This window comes from Xanthomonas sp. DAR 34887 (assembly GCF_041245805.1).
GTDB lineage: Bacteria > Pseudomonadota > Gammaproteobacteria > Xanthomonadales > Xanthomonadaceae > Xanthomonas_A > Xanthomonas_A tesorieronis.
The window spans coordinates 4,421,199-4,442,400 of sequence record NZ_CP162490.1 but is presented as its reverse complement, the minus strand read 5'-3'; the positions used below and the strand labels follow the sequence as shown (position 1 = coordinate 4,442,400).

The 21,202-nt window shown below is 69.3% G+C and carries 17 protein-coding genes; 4 read left to right on the top strand and 13 right to left on the bottom strand.

All coding sequences use genetic code 11. The features are described from left to right. The 9 genes from AB3X08_RS18880 to AB3X08_RS18840 all read right to left on the bottom strand — a co-directional run bounded on the left by AB3X08_RS18880 (position 1) and on the right by AB3X08_RS18840 (position 11,275). Positions 1 to 1,329: an ABC transporter permease gene (locus tag AB3X08_RS18880; protein ID WP_369934293.1), complete on the bottom strand. Its 1,329-nt coding sequence runs from the start codon at positions 1,327 to 1,329 to the stop codon at positions 1 to 3. Positions 1,330 to 1,365: 36 nt separating this feature from the next. Next, positions 1,366 to 2,592 (bottom strand): ABC transporter permease, encoded by a 1,227-nt coding sequence (locus AB3X08_RS18875; protein WP_369934291.1) that lies wholly within the window; start codon positions 2,590 to 2,592, stop codon positions 1,366 to 1,368. Between the two features lie 37 nt (positions 2,593 to 2,629). Next, positions 2,630 to 3,931: an ABC transporter permease gene (locus AB3X08_RS18870; protein ID WP_369934289.1), complete on the bottom strand. Its 1,302-nt coding sequence runs from the start codon at positions 3,929 to 3,931 to the stop codon at positions 2,630 to 2,632. Positions 3,932 to 3,979: 48 nt separating this feature from the next. After that, the gene (locus tag AB3X08_RS18865; RefSeq protein WP_369934287.1) at positions 3,980 to 5,206 is read right to left on the bottom strand and encodes an ABC transporter permease; all 1,227 of its coding nucleotides are present in this window, start codon (positions 5,204 to 5,206) and stop codon (positions 3,980 to 3,982) included. Positions 5,207 to 5,270: 64 nt separating this feature from the next. Then, positions 5,271 to 6,569, bottom strand: a complete 1,299-nt coding sequence (locus AB3X08_RS18860; protein WP_369934285.1) for an ABC transporter permease — start codon at positions 6,567 to 6,569, stop codon at positions 5,271 to 5,273. A 13-nt stretch (positions 6,570 to 6,582) separates the two neighbouring features. Next, complete coding sequence (locus AB3X08_RS18855) at positions 6,583 to 7,797, bottom strand: ABC transporter permease (protein WP_369938579.1); 1,215 nt, start codon at positions 7,795 to 7,797, stop codon at positions 6,583 to 6,585. Positions 7,798 to 7,813: 16 nt separating this feature from the next. After that, a complete protein-coding gene (locus tag AB3X08_RS18850; RefSeq protein ID WP_369934283.1) occupies positions 7,814 to 9,136 on the bottom strand; it encodes an ABC transporter permease in 1,323 nt (440 codons plus the stop codon). 35 nt (positions 9,137 to 9,171) lie between these two features. Beyond that, positions 9,172 to 9,888, bottom strand: coding sequence for an ABC transporter ATP-binding protein (locus AB3X08_RS18845; protein WP_369934282.1), 717 nt, complete (start codon positions 9,886 to 9,888; stop codon positions 9,172 to 9,174). Between the two features lie 118 nt (positions 9,889 to 10,006). After that, on the bottom strand, positions 10,007 to 11,275 hold the full coding sequence (locus tag AB3X08_RS18840) for an efflux RND transporter periplasmic adaptor subunit (protein WP_369934280.1): 1,269 nt from the start codon (positions 11,273 to 11,275) through the stop codon (positions 10,007 to 10,009). Between the two features lie 287 nt (positions 11,276 to 11,562). Here AB3X08_RS18840 and glmS point away from each other — a divergent pair, with 287 nt between their 5' ends. Next, positions 11,563 to 13,392: a glutamine--fructose-6-phosphate transaminase (isomerizing) gene (gene glmS, locus AB3X08_RS18835; RefSeq protein WP_369934279.1), complete on the top strand. Its 1,830-nt coding sequence runs from the start codon at positions 11,563 to 11,565 to the stop codon at positions 13,390 to 13,392. 169 nt (positions 13,393 to 13,561) lie between these two features. Here glmS and AB3X08_RS18830 read toward each other — a convergent pair whose 3' ends face one another. Continuing rightward, positions 13,562 to 14,692 carry an FAD-dependent oxidoreductase gene (locus AB3X08_RS18830; protein ID WP_369934277.1) on the bottom strand — a complete coding sequence of 377 codons (1,131 nt, stop codon included), beginning with the start codon at positions 14,690 to 14,692 and terminating at the stop codon, positions 13,562 to 13,564. 8 nt (positions 14,693 to 14,700) lie between these two features. Here AB3X08_RS18830 and AB3X08_RS18825 point away from each other — a divergent pair, with 8 nt between their 5' ends. Both AB3X08_RS18825 and AB3X08_RS18820 read left to right on the top strand, forming a co-directional pair. After that, positions 14,701 to 15,516 carry a TetR/AcrR family transcriptional regulator gene (locus AB3X08_RS18825; protein WP_369934275.1) on the top strand — a complete coding sequence of 272 codons (816 nt, stop codon included), beginning with the start codon at positions 14,701 to 14,703 and terminating at the stop codon, positions 15,514 to 15,516. A gap of 310 nt (positions 15,517 to 15,826) precedes the next feature. Continuing rightward, the gene (locus AB3X08_RS18820) at positions 15,827 to 16,300 is read left to right on the top strand and encodes a hypothetical protein (protein WP_369934274.1); all 474 of its coding nucleotides are present in this window, start codon (positions 15,827 to 15,829) and stop codon (positions 16,298 to 16,300) included. A gap of 487 nt (positions 16,301 to 16,787) precedes the next feature. Here AB3X08_RS18820 and AB3X08_RS22570 read toward each other — a convergent pair whose 3' ends face one another. The 3 genes from AB3X08_RS22570 to AB3X08_RS18805 all read right to left on the bottom strand — a co-directional run bounded on the left by AB3X08_RS22570 (position 16,788) and on the right by AB3X08_RS18805 (position 20,474). Next, positions 16,788 to 17,504 carry a copper resistance protein B gene (locus AB3X08_RS22570; RefSeq protein WP_420018399.1) on the bottom strand — a complete coding sequence of 239 codons (717 nt, stop codon included), beginning with the start codon at positions 17,502 to 17,504 and terminating at the stop codon, positions 16,788 to 16,790. A gap of 605 nt (positions 17,505 to 18,109) precedes the next feature. Beyond that, complete coding sequence (locus AB3X08_RS18810) at positions 18,110 to 19,930, bottom strand: copper resistance system multicopper oxidase (RefSeq protein ID WP_369934272.1); 1,821 nt, start codon at positions 19,928 to 19,930, stop codon at positions 18,110 to 18,112. Between the two features lie 115 nt (positions 19,931 to 20,045). Further along, entirely contained in the window at positions 20,046 to 20,474 is a 429-nt protein-coding gene (locus AB3X08_RS18805) for a CopL family metal-binding regulatory protein (protein WP_369934270.1), read from the bottom strand. Positions 20,475 to 20,720: 246 nt separating this feature from the next. Between AB3X08_RS18805 and AB3X08_RS18800 the strand changes: the two genes are divergently transcribed. Next, a complete protein-coding gene (locus AB3X08_RS18800; RefSeq protein ID WP_369934269.1) occupies positions 20,721 to 21,164 on the top strand; it encodes a heavy metal-responsive transcriptional regulator in 444 nt (147 codons plus the stop codon). The last annotated feature ends 38 nt before the right edge of the window (positions 21,165 to 21,202 follow it).

Genomic DNA, 21,202 nt, shown 5'->3' with positions numbered 1-21,202 from the left:
TCAGACGTCCTTGATCTGCAGGGCGGGGTTGATCCGGCTGGCCCGCCAGGCCGGCAACAGGCCCGCCAGCAGCGCGGCGACCACCGCCAGCGCCACGGTGGCCAGCAGCATCTCAGGGTCCATCCGCGCGACCTTGGCATAGTCGTCCGGGCGCTGGCGCACGCTCCACAGGCCCAGTTCGGCGATCGCGGTTCCCAGAACGCCGCCGAGCAGCCCGATCAGCACCGCTTCGCTGCCGAACTGCAGGAGCACATGGCCGCGCCGGGCGCCGAGCGCGCGGCGCACGCCGATCTCGCTGCCGCGGCGCAGAAACTTGGCCAGCAGCAGGGCGATGACGTTGACCAGGCACACCCAGAGAAAGCCGAGGGCGAGCAGCGTCTGCAAGCGGACGTCGTCCGGCACCATGCGCAGGTGGCGCAGCCAGTCCATCAGCGGGTACAGCCTGGCGCGTTGCGGCGGGCGCTGGAAGCGTCCAGCGGCATGTTGCGTCGCTGCGTAGTCGTAAAGGAAGCGCTGGTAGGCCGCCACCTGCTGCGGCGTATCCAGCTGCACCCAGAACTGCAGCCAACTGGTGGAAGGGTCCTTGAGGCGCGCCTGGTCGCTGCCGCTGAACGTATCCCAGCTGCTGACGCTGCCGCTGGTGTCCAACCCCAGTTCCATCGCGGTGGCCAGCGGGAGGAAGAAGTCGTCCTGCTGACCGAAGCCGCCCTTGCTGTACGGATCGGCATAGAACAGCGGTTGCGGATTCCATTGCCCGGCCACGCCGATCACCTGGAAGCCGATGCGCTGTTCGCCGAGCGCCACCCGCTGGCCGATCGGATCGCGCGCGCCGAACAGGGTGCTGGCCAGCGCGCGGCTCAGCACGATGACACGGGCATGGTTCTGGTCGTCGTCCGCGCTCCAGCCATGTCCGCGTTGCAGCGGTACGCCGAACAGGGCGAAGAATTCGTTGGTGGCGTAGCGGCCGCTCATGTCCAGCGGCGCGGTCGCCGCATGCGGCGGCCACAGCAACGCCTGACCGCCGGCGATCGCCGCCTGGTGGATCGCGCGCTGCGCGTGCAGCAAGGCCATGGCGTCGGGCCAGGTGAGGTTGTCGGATGGATCGGCCCATTCCTGGTCGTCGGGATAGTTGGCCGGCAACGGATCCAGATGCGGGACGTACAGCGTACGGCTCTTGCTGGGCAACGGATCGCGCGACATCACGTGCAGCACCGTCAGCATGGTCATGCTCGCGCCGATGCCCAGGCCGATCGCCAGCACCATCAAGGCGGTGGCGATCGGCGTGCGCCGCAGACTGCGCCAGGCCATCGTCAGGGAGTAGAACAGCATCCGGAAGCTCCTCGATTGCGTGCCGTCTGCGCTGCGTCAGGCGCTGCGCGTGGCCACCGCCGGCGGTACGCGGGTGGCGCGGCGCGCCGGCCCGAGCACCGCGAGCTGGCCGAGCAGCCACAGCGCCAGCGCGCCGACCGGCAGATACCACAGCGGCAGCCGTGGCAGTTCGTAGGCGTTCATCAGCCACAGATTGGCGGCATAGGCCAGCAGCATGCCCAGGCCGATCCCGGCGCTGGCGAGCAGGAAGTTCTCCAGCTGGAAATAGCGCAGTACCTGGCCGCGGGTGGCGCCGAGCGCGCGGCGCACGCCGATCTGCTTGGTGCGCTGCTGCACCCAGAAGCTGGCCAGGCCGACGATGCCCAGCGCGGTGATCAGCAGCAGCATCGCGCACACCCCGACCAGCAGCCAGGCCATCGCGCGGTCGTTGCGGTAGTAGTGCGCGCGCGCCTGTTCCAGGGACACGCTGCGGTCGTCGCGGATCATGCGGCGCGGCCCGTGCGCGAGCAACAGCTTGCGCGCCTGCTGCTGCACCGCGTCGCGCTGCGCCGGATCATCCACGCGCAGCACGTAGGTGCCGCGGGTGTAGGGCATGTTCACCGGGAACAGCATCGCGCTTTCGTAGTCCATGCCGGAGCCGTAGTCGCGCGGTTGCACCAGGCGCTCGACCACGCCCACCACCCGTTGCTGGCCGTACACGTAGATCGACTTTCCGACCGCCGACTGCCCGGGAAACAGGCGCTGGGCGAGGGTCTTGCTCAGGATTACCGACGGCACCACGGCCTTGTCGTTCGGGTCCATCAGGTGCGCGTAGTCGAGAAATTCGTCTGCGTTGAAGCGCCGGCCTTCCACCAGTTTCAGTCCCAGCGTGTCGAGCAACTGCGCGTCGCCGAAGTAGTTGGTGGCGCTCAGCGTGGCGCGTTGCTGGTCCGGGCCGAGCGAGACGCCGCTGGCGCCGATCGAGCTGCCGAACAGCGGCTGGTTGATGATGCTGGCGTTGCGCACGCCGGGAATGCGCCGCAGCGCGTCCAGGTCCTCGCGGGTGAGCGCGGCGGCATCGCTTTGCCCGAGGATGTTGCCGACCTTGATGTAGACCAGCTGCGATTCCGCCACGCCGGTGGGGCGCTGGATGTTCTGCAGGCGGATTCCGATCAGGAACAGCGCGTTGCATACCACAGCGCAGCTGAAGGCGATCTCCAGCACGATGAGCAATGCGGCGATCTTGTGCTTGCGCAAGCTGGAGAGGATGGGGCGGATATGCACGGGAACGTTCCTGACGGGAAGGAGGAGGCGCGGCGCGTCACTGCGACTTGAGTTGCAGTGCGGTCTGCACGCGCATGGCCTGCCACGCCGGCAGCGCGCCGGCCAGCAGGCTGCTGCCCAGGGTCAGCGCCAGTGCGGTCAGCAGCATGCTGCCGTCCATGTGCGCCAGCCCGGCATAGTCGGCCGGCTGCTGCCGCACCAGCCACAGGCCGATCCAGGCGAACAGCAGGCCGATCGCGCCGCCAAGCGCGCCGATCATGGCCGCTTCCACTAGGTGTTGGGCGAAGATCGCGCGCCGCGACGCACCGAGCGCGCGCCGCACGCCGATTTCGCCGCCCTGGCGCAGGAACTTGGCCAGCATCAGGCCGACGGTGTTGAGCAGGCAGATGCCGAGGAACACCAGCGCCAGCCACAGCTGCAGGCGCACGTCGGCAGGAACCGCGTGATTACGGTCCAGCCAGGTCATCACATCGCTCAGGCGCACCTCGGCCGGATGGCTGAAACGGCCGGCATCGTGTTGCTGGCGCGCGTAGCTGTCCAGGTAATCGCGGTAGGCGGCGCGCTTGCCGGCGTCGGCGAGTTCCACCCAGTACTGGAGCCACGCGCAAGGCGCGTTCTCGCTGTCTTGGCCATCGCTGCTGCTGCCCCAGCATTCCATGCTGCCGCTCGCTCCCATCTTCAGGTCGCGCGAGGTCGAGAACGGGATGAAGATGTCCTCGCTGTCGCCATATTCGGTGTTGGTCAGATCGTAGAAGCGCGGGTTCATGCTCCACTCCTCGGTCACGCCGACGACGCGAAGCAGGTTTTCGCCGACCTGCACGTCGCGCCCGGTGCTGTCCACGTCGCCGAACAACTGATCGTTGAGCTTGCGCGAGAGCACCACCACACGCGCGTGCCGCGTGTCGTCCTCCGCGCTCCAGGCATGGCCGTAGCGCATCGGCACCGCGAACATCGAGAAGAAGTCGGCCGAGGTGAAACGCGCCTCGACGTTGGAGGGGGTCTGCTCGGCCTTGACCGGCACCACGGTGACGCCGCCGGCGGACATCATCGCCTGGCGATCGCCGCGCTTGTCGCGCAACAGCGCCTCGGCATCGCGCCGGGTCAGCTGCAGCGGCTCGTCGCTGGAGGGTTCGTACTTTTCGTCCGGATAGACGTTCATCTCCACGTAGAACAGCTGCGCGCTCTTGCCCGGGATCGGATCGGCGGCCAGCACGTGGAACACGGTCAGCGTGGTCATCGACGCGCCGATGCCGACCGCGATGGCCAGCACCATCAAGGCGGTGAGCAGCCGGTTGCGGCCGAAGCTGTGCAGTGCCAGTTTGCAGTAATAGCCGAACATGCGAAGTCCTGGAAAAAAAGGCCGGCATGGCGCCGGCCAAGGGGACGCTTAAGCGCTGCGCGTCGCCACCGCCGGCGGCACCGCCGCGGCGCGGCGCGCCGGCGCGAACACCGCGAGCTGGCCGAGCAGCCACAGCGTGATCGCGCCGAACGGCAGGTAGTACAGCGGCAGCCGCGGCAGTTCGTACTTGCCCATCAGCCACTGGTTGATCGCATACGCCAGCAGCATGCCGAGCACGATGCCGGTGCTGGCGAGCAGGAAGTTCTCGGTCTGGAAGTAGCGCAGGATCTGCCCGCGGGTGGCGCCGAGCGCGCGGCGGATGCCGATCTGCTTGGTGCGCTGCTGCACCCAGAAGCTGGCCAGGCCGACGATGCCCAGCGCGGTCACGATCAGCAACGCGATGCACACCGCCCCGAGCAGCCACACCATCGCGCGGTCGCCCTGGAAATAGGCGTCGCGGATCTCGGCGTAGGTCTGCTGCTTCAGCACCAGGCGGCTGTTGTCCACCTTCATCAGCGCCGCCGTCGCCGAGGCCAGCACTTCCTGGCGCCGCGTCGGATCGGTGACCCGCAGCACGTACAGGCCGTCGGTGTAGTTCAGGCGCAACGGCAGCAGCATCGCGTAGTTGATTTCGGCCAGGCCGCTGGTCGCGGTCGGCCGCGCCAGCGTGTCGACGATGCCGACCACGCGCAGGGGAAACGGCCCGGTATAGACCGTCTTGCCCAGGGCGTTCTGCCCGGGGAACATCTTTTCCGCGGTGGCGCGGTTGAGGATCACCGCGGTGCCCTTTTTCTGCACTGTCTTGTCGGTTTGTGCGGTTTCCAGATCCAGGTATTCGTCGGGCGCGAAGTCGCGTCCTGCCGCCAGCTGCAATCCCAAGGTCCGCAGCGTGCCTTCCTCGGCCATGTACTGCGCCGCGTTGAGGGTGGGACGCTCCTGGTCCGGGGTCAGCGCCAGGCTGGTGTTCCAGGAGTAGTGCACGAACGGCACCTGGTTGAGCAGGGTCGCGCTGCGCACGCCGGGTACGGCGCGCAACGCGGCCAGGTCCTCGCGGGTCCGCGCGGCGGCGTTGACCTGCTGGCCGATGCCGCCCAGCGAGATCGTCACCAGTTCCGATTCGGCGATGCCGCTGGGCCGGTGCAGGGTCTCGATGCGGTTGCCGATCAGGAACAGGGCGTTGCACACGATCGCGCAGGCCAGCGCGATCTCGAGCACGATCAGCGCGGCGGCGGTCTTGTGCCGGCGCAGGGTGGAAAGAATGGGGCGGATGTCCATGGCGGTAACCTTGTGAGGGACCTTCGTTGGCGGTCTGCCCGTCGCCGTGCGGCGGGCGTGGGGGTCAGGACGATTTGAGTTGCAGCGCCGGCGCGACCTGGATCGCGCGCCACGACGGCAGCAGGCCCGCCAGCAGGCTGGCGACCAGGGCCAGGGCGAAGGTCAGCGCGAGCATGCTGGGATCGAGGTGGGCCAGCTTGGCGTAGCCGGTGGGTTGCTGGCGGACCGCCCACAGTCCGAGCACGGCCAGGCCGAGACCGGCGATGCCGCCGGCCAGGCCGATGGTGCCGGCCTCCACCAGGCATTGCGCGAAGATCGCGCGGCGCGAGGCGCCCAGCGCGCGGCGCACGCCGATCTCGCCGCTGCGGCGCAGGAACTTGGCCAGCAACAGGCCCACGGTGTTGAGCAGGCACACCAGCAGGAAGCCCATCGCCAGCCACAGCTGCAGGCGCACGTCGCCCGGCACCACTTCGTTGTGGTCCAGCCACTGCATCACGTTGCGCAGGCGCACGTTGTTCGGGCGCTGGAAGCGGCCGGCGGCCCGCTGCTGGTTGGAATAATTTTCCAGGTAGGCCTTGTACTCGGCGGCCTGCGCCGGGCTCTCCAGTTCCGCCCAGTACTGGATCCAGGAGCAGGGGGCGTTCAGCCCGGTCTGGTCGCCGCCGTTGTCGCCGAAGCAGTTCATGCTGCCGTTGCGGTCCATCTTCAGGTCCATCGCCACCGAGAACGGCAGGTAGGCCTGCTCGTCCGAGCCGTAGGTGTTGGTGAGGTCGTAGAAGCGCGGATTGGGCTCCCACGTATCCAGCACGCCGACGATGCGGAAGGTGTTCTGGTCCATGCGCAGTTCGCGGCCGACGCTGTCGGCGCCGTCGTACAGCTTTTCGTTGAGCTTCTTGCTGATCACCGCCACGCGCTCATGGCGCTCGTCTTCGGTGCCGGTCCAGCCATGGCCGTACAGGAACGGCGTGTCGAACATCGGGAAGAAGTCCGCCGAGGTGAAGCGCACCTCCGACTTGAACGGTTTCAGCCCGCTCTTGAGCGGTTCCACCGCCACCGACCCGCCGGTCATCAGCGCCTGTCGCTTGGCCCGCTTCTCGCGCAGCAGCGCTTCGGCGTCGTAGCGCGTGTTCTGGAAGTCCGGCTCCTCGCCGGGCTGGAAGCCGGCCTTCGGCTGCGCGTCCACCTGCACGTAGAACAGCTTGTCGCTCTTCTGCGGGATCGGATCGCCCGAGAGTACGTAGAACACGGTCAGCGTGGTCATGCTGGCGCCGATGCCCAGCGCGATGGCCAGCACCATCAGCGCGGTGAGGACCTTGTTGCGGCGGAAGCTGCGCAAGGCGAGGCGGAAGTAATAGCCGAACATGGGTGGCTCCGGGTCAGGCGCTACGGGTGGCGGTGGCGGGTGGGACGGCGGCGGCGCGCAATGCAGGGCCGAGCACGGCGAACTGGCCGAGCGCGCACAGCAGCGCCGCACCGGCGGGCAGGTAGAGGGCCGGCAGCCGGTCCAGTTCGAAGAAGCGCATCAGCAGGACATTGCCGGCATAGGCCAGCAGCATGCCCAGCGCCACGCCGGCGCCGACGATGAGCAGGTTCTCGGTGTGGAAGTGCTGCAGGATGTCGCGGCGGGTGGCGCCCAACGCGCGGCGGATGCCGATCTGCCGGGTGCGTTGCTGCACCCAGAAACTGGCCAGGCCGACGATGCCCAGCGCGGTCACCAGCAGCATCGCGGCGATGACCGCCACCAGCAGCTTGGCCATGGCCCGGTCGCTCTGGAAATAGCGCTGGCGCAGTTCGTTCACCGGCTTGCTGTACTCGCCGTCCAGGACCGCGTCGGGCGCGGCGCGCGTCACCGCTGCGCGTGCCTGTTCGATCACCCGCGGCAGCTCGCGCGGATCGGCGCGCAGGACGTAGGTGCCGGATTGCGCCGCCTCGCGCACCGGGATCAGCACCGACCAGTCGCTGCCGATCGCGCCATCCTCGCTGCGGCCGGGATCGGGCCGGGCCAGATGCGGCAGCGTGCCGACCACGCGAAAGTGGCCGCCGGCCCAGAATTCTCGGCCCAGCGGATCCTGGCCCGGCCACAGGTGGGTGGCCAGGGTGCGGGTGATCCACACGTCGGCCGCCGCCGGGACGAAACGCGCGATCGGCTGGTAGTCGGTGTCGTCGAACGCGCGGCCGCTGTCGGGCTTCAGGCCCAGCGCGGCAACGGCGCCGGGGCTGGCCAGGTAGAAGTGCGGCACGCCGCCGACCTGGGTGCAGGCCTGGTCCAGACAGATGCCGCTGTTGCCGACCGCCGGCGCGAACGGGACGGTGTTGATGGTGCCTGCCGCGCGCACCCCGGGGATGCGGCGCACGGCATCGAGCACGCGCGCATTGAGATCGAGGTTGTTGCAACCGTCGCAGCCGGACAGGGACACCAGCCCCAGCGCGGCTTCGTCGACGCCGCTGTCCAGGTGCATCAGATCCAGCCGGTTGCCGATCAGGAAGAACGCGTTGCACAGCACGGCGCAGGCCAGCGCCACTTCCAGCGCGATCAGCGTCGCGGCGATACGGTGGCGGGAAAGGGCGCGCAGGATGGGGGCGATCTGCATCATGGCATGGTCCCGGTCACAGGGTCTTGAGTTGCAGCGCCGGCGCGATCCGGCTCGCGCGCAAAGCCGGGAACAGGCCGGCCGCCACGCTGCAGCCGACGGCCAGGACGAAGGTGCCGGCGAAGGCCAGCAGGTCCAGATGCGCCAGATCGGCGTAGGCGGCTGGCTGCTGGCGCACGCTCCACAGGCCCAGCAGGGTCAGCAGCCAGCCGCCGGTGCCGCCGATCAGGCCGATGATGCTGGCTTCGGTCAGGCACTGGGCGAAGATCGCGTGGCGGGACGCGCCCAGCGCGCGGCGCACGCCGATCTCGCCGCCGCGCCGCAGGAACTTGGCCAGCAGCAGGCCGACGCTGTTGAACAGGCACAAGCCCAGAAACGCCACGGCCAGCCAGCTCTGCAGGCGCACGTCGCCGGGCACCACGCGGTTGTGGTCCAGCCATTGCGGCAAGGACAGCAGGTGCGCGGTGTCCGCGCGGCCGATGCGTCCGGCCGCGCGCTGCTGGGCGGCGTAGTCGGCCAGCAGGCGGCGGTAGTCGGCCACCTTGGCCGGCGTATCCAACTGCACCCACAACTGCACCCACACGCATGGCGCGCTGCGCAGATCCAGCGGCTGGGCCGGCGTGCCGAAGCAGGTCCACGGCTCGATGTGGCCGTCGTTGATCTCCAGGCTGGTGGACAGCGGCGCGAACACGTCCTGCGGCTTGCCGTAGAAGCTGCCGGTATCGCCATGGGCGAAGCTGCCGCCGGCCAGCGTGTAGAACTGCGGCGATGGCCGCCAGGGCGCCAGCACGCCGACGATGCGCACCGCATTGCCGCGTACCAGCAGGCTCTGCCCGACGCTGTTGCGGCCTTCGAACAACGTGTTATTGAGATCGGCCGAGATCACCACCACCCGCGCGCGGTCCTGGTCGTCCCGCGCGCGCCAGCCGCTGCCGTAGGCGAACGGCACCTGGAACATCGGAAAGAAATCGGCCTGGGTGGACAGCATCTGCGCCATGAACGCGGGGCCTTCGCGTTCGGGCGCGCGCAGCTTGATCTGGCTCTCGGCCACGATGGCCTGGCGATCGGCACGCCCGGTCTTCCACAGATCCATCGCGCTGGGATAGTCGAGCTTGTCGAACGGCTGCCGGCCGGTGCTGCCGGCAGGGCGAGGATCGAGCTGAGGATAGAAGATGCGCTGGCTGTGCCCGGGCAAGGGATCGCCGGACAACAGCCGCATCACCGTCAGCGTGGTCATCGCCGCGCCGATGCCGACGGCGATGGACAGCACCATCAACGCGGTCAACACCGGGCTGCGGCGCAGGCTGCGCAGTGCGAGATGCAGGTAGTAGCCGAGCATGCCGTCGTCCCCTGTCGTTGCGGTGTCGTCAGCGGTCAGTCATTGGCCGCTGCGTTGCTGACACTGCGCCCCAGCACCGGCTCGCGCTGCAGGTCGGTGGCCTGGCCGTCGACGATGTGCACGTTGCGCTGCGCGCGCGCGGCCAGTTCCGGATCGTGGGTGACCATGACGATGGTCGAGCCCTGCGCGTTGATCTCTTCCAGCAGCTCCATCACCCCGCGCGCCATCTGCGAATCCAGGTTGCCGGTCGGCTCGTCGGCCAGCAGCAGGCGTGGGCTGCCGGCCAGCGCACGCGCGATCGCCGCACGCTGTTGCTGGCCGCCGGACAGCTCGGACGGGTAGTGCTTCATCCGCGAACCCAGCCCGACCCTGCCCAGCGCCTCTTCGATGCGCTGCTTGCGCTCGGCCGCGGCCATGCCGCGGTAGCGCAGCGGCACATCGACGTTGTCGAACAGGTTGAGATCGGGGATCAGGTTGAAGCCCTGGAAGATGAAACCGATCTTCTGGTTGCGCATGCGCGAGCGCGCGTCGTCGTTGAGGTTGCTGACGTCCTGGCCATCGAGCACGTACTGGCCGCTGGTGAAGGTCTCCAGCAGCCCGGCGATGTTGAGGAAGGTGGTCTTGCCGGAGCCGGACGGCCCGGTGACGGCGACGAATTCGCCCTCGCGCACATGCAGATCCAGCGAGCGCAACGCGTGCGTCTCGACCTGTTCGGTACGGAAGACCTTGGAGACAGAGCGCATTTCGAGCATGACGTGGTTCCTTGGTGGTGGAGCGGGAATGGGAATAGCGAGATTCGGAATCAGCGGTCGCGAAAGGAAAACGGCATGGGCTGGCGAATCCCCAATCCCGAATCCCCAATCCCGGCCTTCAATGCACCGTCACCTGCGGCGCCTCGCCGAACAGGTCGCTGCCGGAGACCACGACACGGTCGCCCGGCTGCAGGCCCGACCGCACCTCGACCTCGCCCAGGCTGGTGACGCCGAGCTCCACCGGGCGGCGGATCGCCGAGTTGCCGTCCATCACGTAGGCGTAGCGGCCGCCGGATTGCTCGACGAACGGGCCGCGCTCGACCTTGAGCACGTTCTTGCGGGTATCCAGCAGCACCCGCGCGCTCATGCGCTGGCTCTGGCGCAGGCCGGGCGGCTGCTTGTCGGTGAAGCGGATGCGCGCGTTGACCTCGCCGTTGACCACTTCCGGCGACACCGCCGAGATCGCGCCGGCGAACGGTTCGCCGGCACCGCTGGTCAGCTGCGCCGGCATGCCGATCGCAAGGTCGCGGGCGAAGCTCTCCGGCACCTTGATCTCCAATTCGAACTTGGACAGATCCACCACGCTCAGCACCGGCGCGTTGGCGGCGACGTTGGTGTGCTGCGACACCTGCACCTGGCCGACCTGGCCGTCGAACGGCGAGCGCAGGGTCAGCAGGTCCACCTGGCGCTTCACCTCGGTGACCACCGCGCGCTGGCGCTCGGCCAGCAGGCGCTTGTTGCGCGCGTCCAGCCCCGCCCCCTGCGTCTGCAGGCCGGAGTCCTTCTGCGCATGGCTCATCGCGATGTCGGCCTTCTTCAGCGTGTCCTGCGCCTTGGCCAGCTCCACCTGCGGCACCGCGCCGCCGTCGTAGCCGCGCTGGTAGCGCTCCAGGTCGCGGCTGGCGGCCTGCCGTTCGATCTGCGCCTGGTCGACCAGCTTGCTGGCGTTGGCACGCGCCAGCACCGCGTCCAGGTCGGCGCGGCCGGCCTCCGCTTCCAGGCCGGCCAGGGTGGCTTCTTCCTGGGCGAGCTTGCTACGCAGTTCCGGGCTGTCGATCTCGGCCAGCTCCTGGCCCTGCTTGACCACATCGCCGGCCACCACCTTCAAGGTCACGGTGCCGCCGGAGATCGCGTACAGGGTGGGGCTGTTGGCGGCGATCAGGCGCCCGTCGGCGGAGATGTCGCGGACCAGGTCGCCGCGGCTGACCGTGGCGATGCGCACGCGCTGCGCGTCGAACGAACGGCTGCCGGCGATCCAGCCGCGCGCGGCGAAGGCGATGCCGAGCAGCACCGCCAGCGCGATCAGCGCGGGCCAGAACCAGCGGCGCCAGGCGGCGGAGCGGGGACGGGCGAGAACCTGGTCCTGGGCGGAAGTGTCGCGGATCATCGGTCGGGTCGGCGCAGTGGAGAATGAACGAATCCAAAGCACGTCGCGTGCCAATCGCAAGCGTTTGAAAAAATTGGATATTCGCCGCGAGGGTCGGCTGTCCGCGTGTCCGCGGACACGTTCGCGGACACCCTGTCCGCGTCCGCCCGGGGCGTGCGGACGCGTTGCGCGCAGCGCGCCGGCGGCGCCCGGGCCACGCGATGGCCTGGTCGAGTCGCGTCGGCGGGCCGCATGGGACATTCAGCGGACAAAGCTAGAATGGCGATCTTTCGGTGCAGGGTACGGCTATGTGCGGGATCGTGGGTGCGATTGCGGAACGGGACGTGGTGCCGGTCCTGATCGAAGGCCTGAAGCGGCTGGAGTACCGCGGCTACGACTCCTCCGGGATCGCCGTGGTCGCCGCCGACGGCGTGCGCCGGGTGCGCCGTACCGGGCGCGTGGCGGAGATGGAAGGCGCGGCGCTGGCCGAAGACCTGCACGCCACGCTGGGCATCGGCCACACCCGCTGGGCCACCCATGGCGGCGTCACCGAGGCCAACGCGCATCCGCACGTCAGCCACGGCGATCTGGCGCTGGTGCACAACGGCATCATCGAGAACCACGAGCAGCAGCGCGAGCGGCTGCGCGCGCTGGGCTACGTGTTCGAGTCGCAGACCGACACCGAGGTCATCGCGCACCTGATCCACCATCACACCGCGCAGGGGCTTTCGCTGCTGGCGGCGCTGCAGGCCGCGGCCAAGGAACTGACCGGCGCCTATGCGCTGGCCGCGGTCAGCAAGTCGCGGCCGGACGTGCTGGTGTGCGCGCGCATGGGTTGCCCGCTGCTGATCGGCCTGGGCGAGGGCGAGAACTTCATCGCCTCCGACGTATCGGCGGTGATCCAGGCCACGCGGCGGGTGATCTTCCTCGAGGAAGGCGATACCGCCGAGCTGAGCCGGACCGGCGTGCAGGTGTACGACGCGCAGGACCAGCCGGCGCAGCGCGAGGTGCACATGTCCGAAGTGTCGCTGGCCTCGCTGGAGCTGGGCCCGTACCGCCACTTCATGCAGAAGGAAATCCACGAGCAGCCGCGCGCGCTGGCCGACACGCTGGAAGCGCTGTTCGACGCCGGCGGCTTCGACACCACGCTGTTCGGCCGCAATGCCGGGCAGCTGGCCGACATCGACGGCGTGCAGATCCTGGCCTGCGGCACCAGCTACTACGCCGGGCTGACCGCGCGTTACTGGATCGAGTCGATCGCCGGCCTGCCGTGCAGCGTGGAGATCGCCAGCGAATACCGCTACCGCGCCGCCTACGCCAATCCGCGGCAGCTGATCGTGACCATTTCCCAGTCCGGCGAAACCCTGGACACCATGGAGGCGCTGAAATACGCCAAGGCGCTGGGCCACGCCAAGACCCTGTCGATCTGCAACGTGCCCGAGAGCGCGATCCCGCGCGCCAGCGCGCTGGTGCTGTACACCCGCGCCGGCGCCGAGATCGGCGTGGCCTCGACCAAGGCCTTCACCACCCAGCTGGCGGCGCTGTTCCAGCTGACCTGCGTGCTGGCCAAGCTGCGCGGACGGCTGAGCGCCGCACAGGAAGCCGATTACCTGGAACAACTGCGCTACCTGCCGGGCAGCGTGCAGCACGCGCTGAACCTGGAGCCGCAGATCGCGGGGTGGGCCGAGCGTTTCGCCGACAAGCACAACGCGCTGTTCCTGGGCCGCGGCCTGCACTATCCGATCGCGCTGGAAGGCGCGCTCAAGCTCAAGGAAATCACCTACATCCACGCCGAAGGCTATCCGGCCGGCGAACTCAAGCACGGCCCGTTGGCGCTGGTGGATGCGAACATGCCGGTGGTGGTGATCGCGCCCAACGATGCGCTGCTGGAGAAGGTGAAATCCAACATGCAGGAAGTGCGCGCGCGCGGCGGCGAGCTGTTCGTGTTCGCCGACCAGGACAGCCAGTTCAGCGAGTCCGAAGGCGTGCACGTGATCCGCACCCCGCGCAACGCCGGCCTGCTCAGCCCGGTGGTGCACACCATCCCGGTGCAACTGCTCGCCTACCACACCGCTTTGGCGCGCGGCACCGACGTGGACAAGCCGCGCAATCTGGCCAAGTCGGTGACGGTGGAATAGGCGCGGGGGCGCGTCGCCCGGGCTGGCCTGCGTGCCTGCGCAGGCCGACGCGCGGCGCGCATGGATAGCGCTGACGCAGCGCGGGCTTGAGAAGGCCGCAGCCGAGGACCGATGCCGCTACCGCCGCGCCGGTACTAGGCGGCACGACGGCTTCTGCGCAACGGATGCGCTACCCGGCCACGCGTTGGAAGAACGCGACCAGGCCCTGCGGCGCGTCGGCGTCGAAGAACATCGCCAGATTCTGCGCCGACTCTTCGGCGAAGGCCGCGCTGCGCGGGAATAGTTCGCTCTCGTACGCGGCGAGCGCGGCATCGAGCGCACCGGGATGGGCGGCGATGGCCTTGCCGAGTTCGGCGCCGTCGTAGAGCGCGAGATTGGCGCCTTCGCCGGCGAACGGCGACATCAAATGCGCCGCATCGCCAAGCAAGGTCACGCCGGGCCTGCGCTCCCAGCGGTGCCCGGTCGGCAGTGCATGGATCGGGCGCAGCACGGGGGCGGTGTCGCCATCGGTGACCAGCGCGGTCAACGCCGGGGCCCATCCGTCGAATTCTGCGGCGATGCGGGCCATCGCGGTCGCCGGGTCGGCGAAGTCGAGGCGCGCGAACCAGTCTTCCGGCCTGTTCAGCGACACATAGGTCTGCAGGGTCCCGTCGGCATGGCGGTGGGCGAGGATGCCCTTGCCCGGCGCGACCGCCATCAGCGTGCCGCCGCCGATCGTCCGCGCGCTGGCGGGGTGGCGGCTGTCGCCATCGAACAGGCAGGTCTCGATGAACGAAGTGCCGGTGTAGATGGGCACTGCAGGGGACAGCAGCGGACGCACGCGCGACCAGGCGCCATCCGCGCCCACCAGCAGATCGGTGGTCACGGTCGCGCCGTCGGCGAAGCGCAGCAGGTGCCGCCCGTCGCCGAGCGGGTCGGCTGCGGCCAGCTTGTGGCCCCAGCGGATGGTGCCGGCGGGAAGCGCGTCGAGCAGGAGCCGCCGCAGGGCTCCGCGATCGACCTCGGGGCGGGTGCCGCTGCCAGTGTCGGGTCTGTCGATCAGGATCGCGCCCTGGCTGTCGACGATCCGCTTTGCGTCCGCACCGGGAAGCACGAGGCCGAGGAACGCGTCGTGGAGGCCCGCGGCCTTGAGCGCGCGCTGGCCGTTGTAGGTGTGGATATCGAGCAGGCCGCCCTGCGGGCGGGCATCCGCCGAGGCTTCGGCTTCGTAGAGCGTCGCGGCGATGCCGTGCACGTGCAGCACGCGGGCGAGCATGAGCCCGCCGAGCCCGGCGCCGATGATCGCGATGGGAGTGTGCATCTGAATCCTTGGTCGAAGGTGCGCCGGTGGCGCGGTGGCAATGGAACGTCGTTCCACAATATTGGAATGACGTTCCATTTATGTCAACATGGGGCATGGCCAAGACACCCCGCGGCACCCCGCGACGCGAGGCATCGCTCTCGCGCGACCAGATCGTGGAAGCATCGATCGCGCTGCTGGACAGCGGCGGCGAGGGCGGACTGACCTTCCGCGCGCTGTCCGAGCGGCTCGCCACCGGCCCGGGGGCGCTCTACTGGCATGTCGCCGACAAGCGCGATCTGCTGACCGCCGCCTGCGACGCCATCGTCGCGCGCACCTTGCATGCGCCGTCCGCCGACGCCACGCCGGAGGCTGCGCTGCGCGCGCTGGCGCTGGGCATGTTCGATGCGATCGATGCGCATCCGTGGATGGGTTCGGCGCTCAACCGCGCGCCCGGCGAATTGCCGATCGTGCGCGTCGTCGAGCGCATCGGCCAGCAGGTGTGCGCGCTCGGCGTGCCGGACCACGAGCAGTGGGCCGCGGTCGCCGCGTTGTTGAGCTATATCCTCGGCGTAGCCGGGCAGAACGCGGCCAACACGCAGCTCGCGCGCGTGCGCGGCATCGTCAGGTCCGATTTCCTGGATGCGGTGGCGAACGCGTGGTCGCAACTGGACGCGGACGCGTACCCGTTCGTGCGCGGCATGGCCCTGCACATGCGCACGCATGACGACCGGATGGATTTCGTGGCCGGCATCGACTTGATCCTGCATGGTCTGGCGGCACGGCGCGCCCAGGCGCAGTCAGCGCCTGTACCGGCCCGCAAGGGCGCCGCCAGGAAGAAGTAGCGCGGTTGCCGTGGCGTCGCGGTGCTGGCGCGCGCAGCGGATGGGTTCTGGTCGACATGCTGGCGCCATGTGGCGGAATGCGGTCCTGGGCCTCGATAGTTGCCGGCGTGCCACTGGTCGTTGCTACATGGCGCGCCGGTTTCTGCGTCGTTGATTGCGGCGTCGTGCGGCATCCGCGCATCCGCCTGTCTCCCACGGGATGTTCGCCGTGCACGCACGCAGGTTGGCAGCCGCCGCGGTCGGCTGCCAACGCAGTGGCCCAGGTTATGCATAAGCTCCTGGCGAGGGTTCCCACCACGCAGGAGGACATATGTACGAGTCTTTCAGACAGGGGGCGCCGGCCGAACTGTGGCAGGCGCTGGTGCACGAGGCAGGGCAGCGGCTGGGCCGGCCGCTGGACGAGTCGCGCGAGAGCTATCTGGTGTTCGTGTTGCTGCGCTATCAGGCCGATGGACACTTGCTGTCGCGCACCCAGGCGCTGGCCTGGCTGCATGCGCAGGAGCAGGTCGGGCGCGCCCGCGCCGACGCGCTGCGCGAGGTCGGCGACGGCTGCCTGCTGATCGCCGGGTTGTTTCCCGGCGTGGCCGCACGGCGCCGGGTCAGCGTGGACTACTTCATCGACCTGGGCCGCGGCGCCTATTACGAAGTGGCCGAGACCCGCGCCAGCGATGCCGGCCTGTTCGGGCAATTGGCGCGCAGCTACCAGGAACTGGTGCGTACGCTCGGCGCGCTGCGTCCGCCGCGCGACTGGCGGATCGGCGAGGATGGTGCGCTGCGAGCGTGAGCGGTTGCGAGGCGTCCTGGCGGCGCCTGCCGCGCGGCCTGCCATCTCGGTTGACGAAGCGATGTAGCAGCGGCTTCAGCCGCGACAGGGTGCGATGGAATCTGTCGCGGCTGAAGGGTACCTCTAGTAACTCCATTCCGGAAGCTGCACGCTGCGCGTGGCGATGGCGTGTTCCTTTTTTCTGTCGCGGCTGAAGCCGCTCCTCCACAAGCGCGCCTTGCTCTTGTAGGAGCGGCTTCAGCCGCGACAGGAGGATGACGTGGCGGTGATGCCAAGACGTCCATGAAAAAACGCGGCCGCAACGCCACCGAGTCTACGGCCAATACGTCTTTGCCCATCGCATCTCGTACGTATCGATACCGGAACCTGCGGGCTGGGCGTGTCGGCGTCTCGCAAATGCATCGACATTCTTTGGGGCTATTGGAGGCGCCCTGAACCAGCTCCTACAAGGGGCGATGTCGTTCGGAACTAATCCGCTGGCGTTTGCTCAAAACCAGACGCGTACGCCAGCGACCACGCGCGTCTCGCGCGCGGCTTCTCCCAGGTCGCGGCGATAGTCCGCGGTCGCGCCGAACGCGCGCTCGTGGACAACGCCGAGATAGGGCGCGAAACGGCGGCTGATCTCGTAACGCAAGCGCAACCCTGCCTCTAGCGTGGACAGTCCGCTGCCGATGCCGTGCGCCCGATCGTCGGCGAACGCCGCCTCCGCTTCCAGCCGCGGCTGCAGGATCCAGCGGTTGGTCAGCAGCACGTCGTACTCGCCTTCCAGGCGCGCGCTGGCGCTGCCGCCTTCGCCGACGTACAGCGTGGCTGCGACCTCGAACTTGTACGGCGCCATGCCCTGCACGCCGAACGCGGCCGAGGTGCGCGCATCGCCCGGGGCGACGTCCTGTTTCACTCCCACCAGCAGGTCCCACCACGGCGAGATCGCGTGGCCGTACAGCGCTTCCAGGTCTGCCGCTTCGGTATGGCCGCCGCTGCGCTCGCCTTCGCTGCGCAGCCACAGCCGATCGATATCGCCGCCGTACCAGGCGCTGGCTTCCCAGGCCTGGCCGCTGCCGTGGTCGTTGTCCCAGCCTTCCAGCCGGTCGAACAGCAGGTAGCCGGTGCGCGACGCCGCATGCGGCATCGCGTGCGTGCGCAGAACCGGGAACGCAGCGGCGCGGTCGGCGTCGGTGAGCGCCGGAATCGGCTCGCGCGGCAACGTGGACGCCGGCGCACCGACGCAGCTGCATGTCGCCGTCGCGCTGGAGTGAGCATGGTGCGTTTCTGTTTTTCCGTTGGCCTGTCCCCTGTAGCCCGATTTCAGCTCCGCAGTCTCCGGCTGCATCCCAGCATGGTTTTGCATGGCGCCATCGGTCTGCGCTGGGGTCGGCGTTGCCTGCTTCATCGTGGCCGGCTGCATGTCCATGGGTTGCATGTCTGCATGGCCGGACATGGCATGGTCGGCATGTGCTGCGTGCTCCATGTCCATGTGCTGCATGCCGCCGTCGCTCGTCGTCGGGGCGGCCGGAACATCGGCGACGTGGGCGGCGTGCCCCATCGCCGCGTGATCCATGCCGGCATGCGCCATCGCTGCGCTATCGCCGCCGGCGGCAGGCGGCGATGGCGAGGCGCGCATATGCGCCGCGTCGTTGGATGGCGGACACACGCATGTCGCGGGCGCGGATGCAGACGCAGGTACAGCCGCAGTTGCGATATCGGTATCGGCAGCTCCAGGCGCATGCACATGCTGCGCACCCGCAGCGCCATGCGCGAGCAGCAGCGCCAGGCCGATGGCCTGCGCCAGCGTGGCGAGCGGCGTGGCGTTCATGCGTCCACCCGCACTTCGCGCATCATGCCGCCGTCCATGTGGTACAGCAGATGGCAGTGATAGGCCCAGCGCCCCAACGCGTCGGCGCGCACGCGGTAGCTGCGGCGCGTGCCCGGCGGCATGTCCACGGTGTGCTTGCGCACCTGGAACTGGCCGGCGGCGTTCTCCACGTCGCTCCACATGCCGTGCAGGTGGATCGGGTGCTGCATCATCGTGTCGTTGACCAGCACGATGCGCAGGCGCTCGCCGTAGTTCAGCCGCAGCGGCTCGGCGCTGGCGAACGGGATGCCGTCGAAGGACCAGGCGAACTTCTCCATGTTGCCGGTGAGATGCAGTTCGATCTCGCGTCCGGGGTCGCGGCCGTCGGGGTCGTCGAACAGGCTGTGCAGGTCGGCGTAGCGCAGCACCCGGCGGCCGTTGTCGCGCAGGCCGATGCCCGGATCGTCCAGCTTCGGCGCGGTGGCGGAGGACTGCATGTCCACCAGCGGATTGCCGCGCTCGCTGGGCGGATGTGTGGGCGCCGCGCCGGCGTCCCCGGCCGCATGCGCGCCGTGGTCCATCGCGGCATGGTCCATGCCGGCCATGCTCATGCTGGCGCCGCAGCCGCCTTCCATGCCCTGCATCGCGCGCGCGCCGCCGTGCTCCATGCCGGCGTGCCCGCCCATGGCGTGGCCCATGTCCTGCATGCGCAGCAGCGGGCGTGGATCGTTCGCCGGTACCGGCGCCTGCAGTCCCTGGCGCACGGCCAGGGTGCCGCGCGCGTAGCCGGTGCGGCCCATGTCCTGGGCGAACACGGTGTAGGCATCCTGGCCATTGGGTTCCACCAGCACGTCGTAGGTCTCGGCCGCGGCGATGCGCAGTTCGTCCACGCTTACCGGGTGCACGTACTGGCCGTCGGCGGCGACCACGGTCAGCTTCAGTCCGGGAATGCGCACATCGAAGTAGGTCATGCTGGAGGCGTTGATCAGGCGCAGCAGCACCTTCTCGCCGGGACGGAATTCGCCGGTCCAGTTGCCGCCGGGGGCGACGCCGTTGAGCAGGTAGGTGTAGGTATTGGCGTTGACGTCGGACAGGTCGCTGGGGGTCATGCGCATGCGGCCCCACATGCCGCGGTCGGCGAGGGTGGCGCGCAAGCCGTCTTCGCGCGCGTCGCGCAGGAAGTCGCCGACGGTGCGCTGGTAGGTGTTGTCGTAGGACGGCATCTTCTTCAGCCGCCGGAACAGCGCCGCCGGGTCCAGGTCGGTCCAGTCCGACAGCAGCAGCACGTGCTCGCGGTCGTAGTGGTAGGGCGGCGGCTGCAGCGGGTCGATCACGATCGCGCCGTACAGGCCGGCCTGTTCCTGGTGCAGCGAGTGGCTGTGGTACCAGTAGGTGCCCGACTGGCGCAGGGTGAAACGGTAGCGGTAGCTTTCGCCGGGATAGATGCCGTCGAAACTCATGCCCGGCACGCCGTCCATGTTCGCCGGCAGCACGATGCCGTGCCAGTGCACCGAGGTCTGGGTGTGCCCGGGCAGGCGGTTGGCGACGCGCACTTCGACGGTGTCGCCTTCGCGCCAGCGCAGGATCGGCGCGGGCACGCTGCCGTTGACGGTGATGGCCGGACGCTCGCACCCGGTGAAGTTGACCCGCGCGCTGCCGATGCTCAGGTCGAAATCGGTGCCGTGCAGCTGGTACGGCACGGCGCCATTGCGCGCCAGCGCCGCGGCCTGCGCCTGCCGTAGCGACAGGCCGCCGATGCCGGCGGCGGCGCCCAGCGCCAGTCCGGTGACGAAACGGCGCCGCGACGGCAGGGCAGGGCCGGAGGAGGGTGGTTTCATGAGTGAGCCTCGATGCGATGCGATGCGCGACCGCGTGGGCGGTGCGTGCGCAGAAGCGACGGCGCGCGCAGGCGCGGTCGCAGTGGCGCCGCCCGAGCGGGCGGCAGCGTCGCGCTCAGGCGCTGGGAGGTCGTTCCAGCCGTGGCAGGCCGGGCGCGCCGCGGCCGTCCTGGCGGCCGCGCGGGAACAGTTGGCGTGCGGCGACCGGCACTGCCAGCGGCAGCGCGATCAGCGCCGGCAGCGGCTGCGCATGCAGGCACTGGCAGCCGGCCGCGGCGCCGCAGCAGCCGTGCTTGTCGGCCTGCTTGGGGCAGTGGCCATCGCCATGCCCGGCGGCGGGCGGTGCGGCCTCATGGTGGCACGGCATTGCCGCGGCGACGACCTTCGTTGCATGCGCGTGCTCGGAGGCGTGGTGGTGAGAGCCGCCAGCGTCGCCGCGTTGCGCCATCTCTGCCATGCCCGGCATCGCCACAGCCGTGCCGGCGCCATTGAGCAGCAGGCTCAGGCACAGCAGCAGGCGGGTCAGCAAGGCGAAGATCGGCACGAAACACGCAGGGCACGCGAGGGAATGCGAGGAGAATACTGCAGTGATGGCAGCGGGCAAGCGCCGGGATGGCATGGCGGCTCGCTGGCAGCGCACCCTGGAGTCGGGTCCAGGGCGCGCGTCCATGCCCCGCGAAGGCCTGCGCGGCAAGGGGGCGGCGCCAGCGTGAGCCGTCAATGAACAATTTTCGCGCAACGGCGACAATGGCTTGACCCTGGACCAGCCTCCAGGGAGTAGCTTGCACGCATGAATCCGGTCGCCACTCCGCCCCGCTTCACCATCGGCGCGCTCGCGCGCCAGGCCGACGTCGCCATCGACACGGTCCGCTACTACGAACGCCAGGGCCTGCTGCCGGCGCCGCCGCGGCGTGCGTCCGGCTACCGCGACTACGATGCGGCCGCGGTGGAGCGGGTGCGTTTCATCCGCCGCGCCAAGGACCTGGGCTTCTCGCTGGAGGAGATCCGCGACCTGCTCGCGCTGCAGGACGACCGCCTGCATGGCGTGGAAGGCATCAAGCAGCGGGCGAGCAAGCGCCTGCACGAGCTGGATCGGCGCATCGCGCAACTCACCGAGATGCGCGATGCGCTGGCCGTGCTGGTCGCCGAATGCCCGGGCAGCGGCGAACCCGACTGCTGCCCGATTCTCGGCGACATCCGCGGCGACGCCGCGCCGGGCAAGCCGCAGCCGTGAACGCGACGGCGACCGCCACTGCCAGCGTGAGCCTGCCG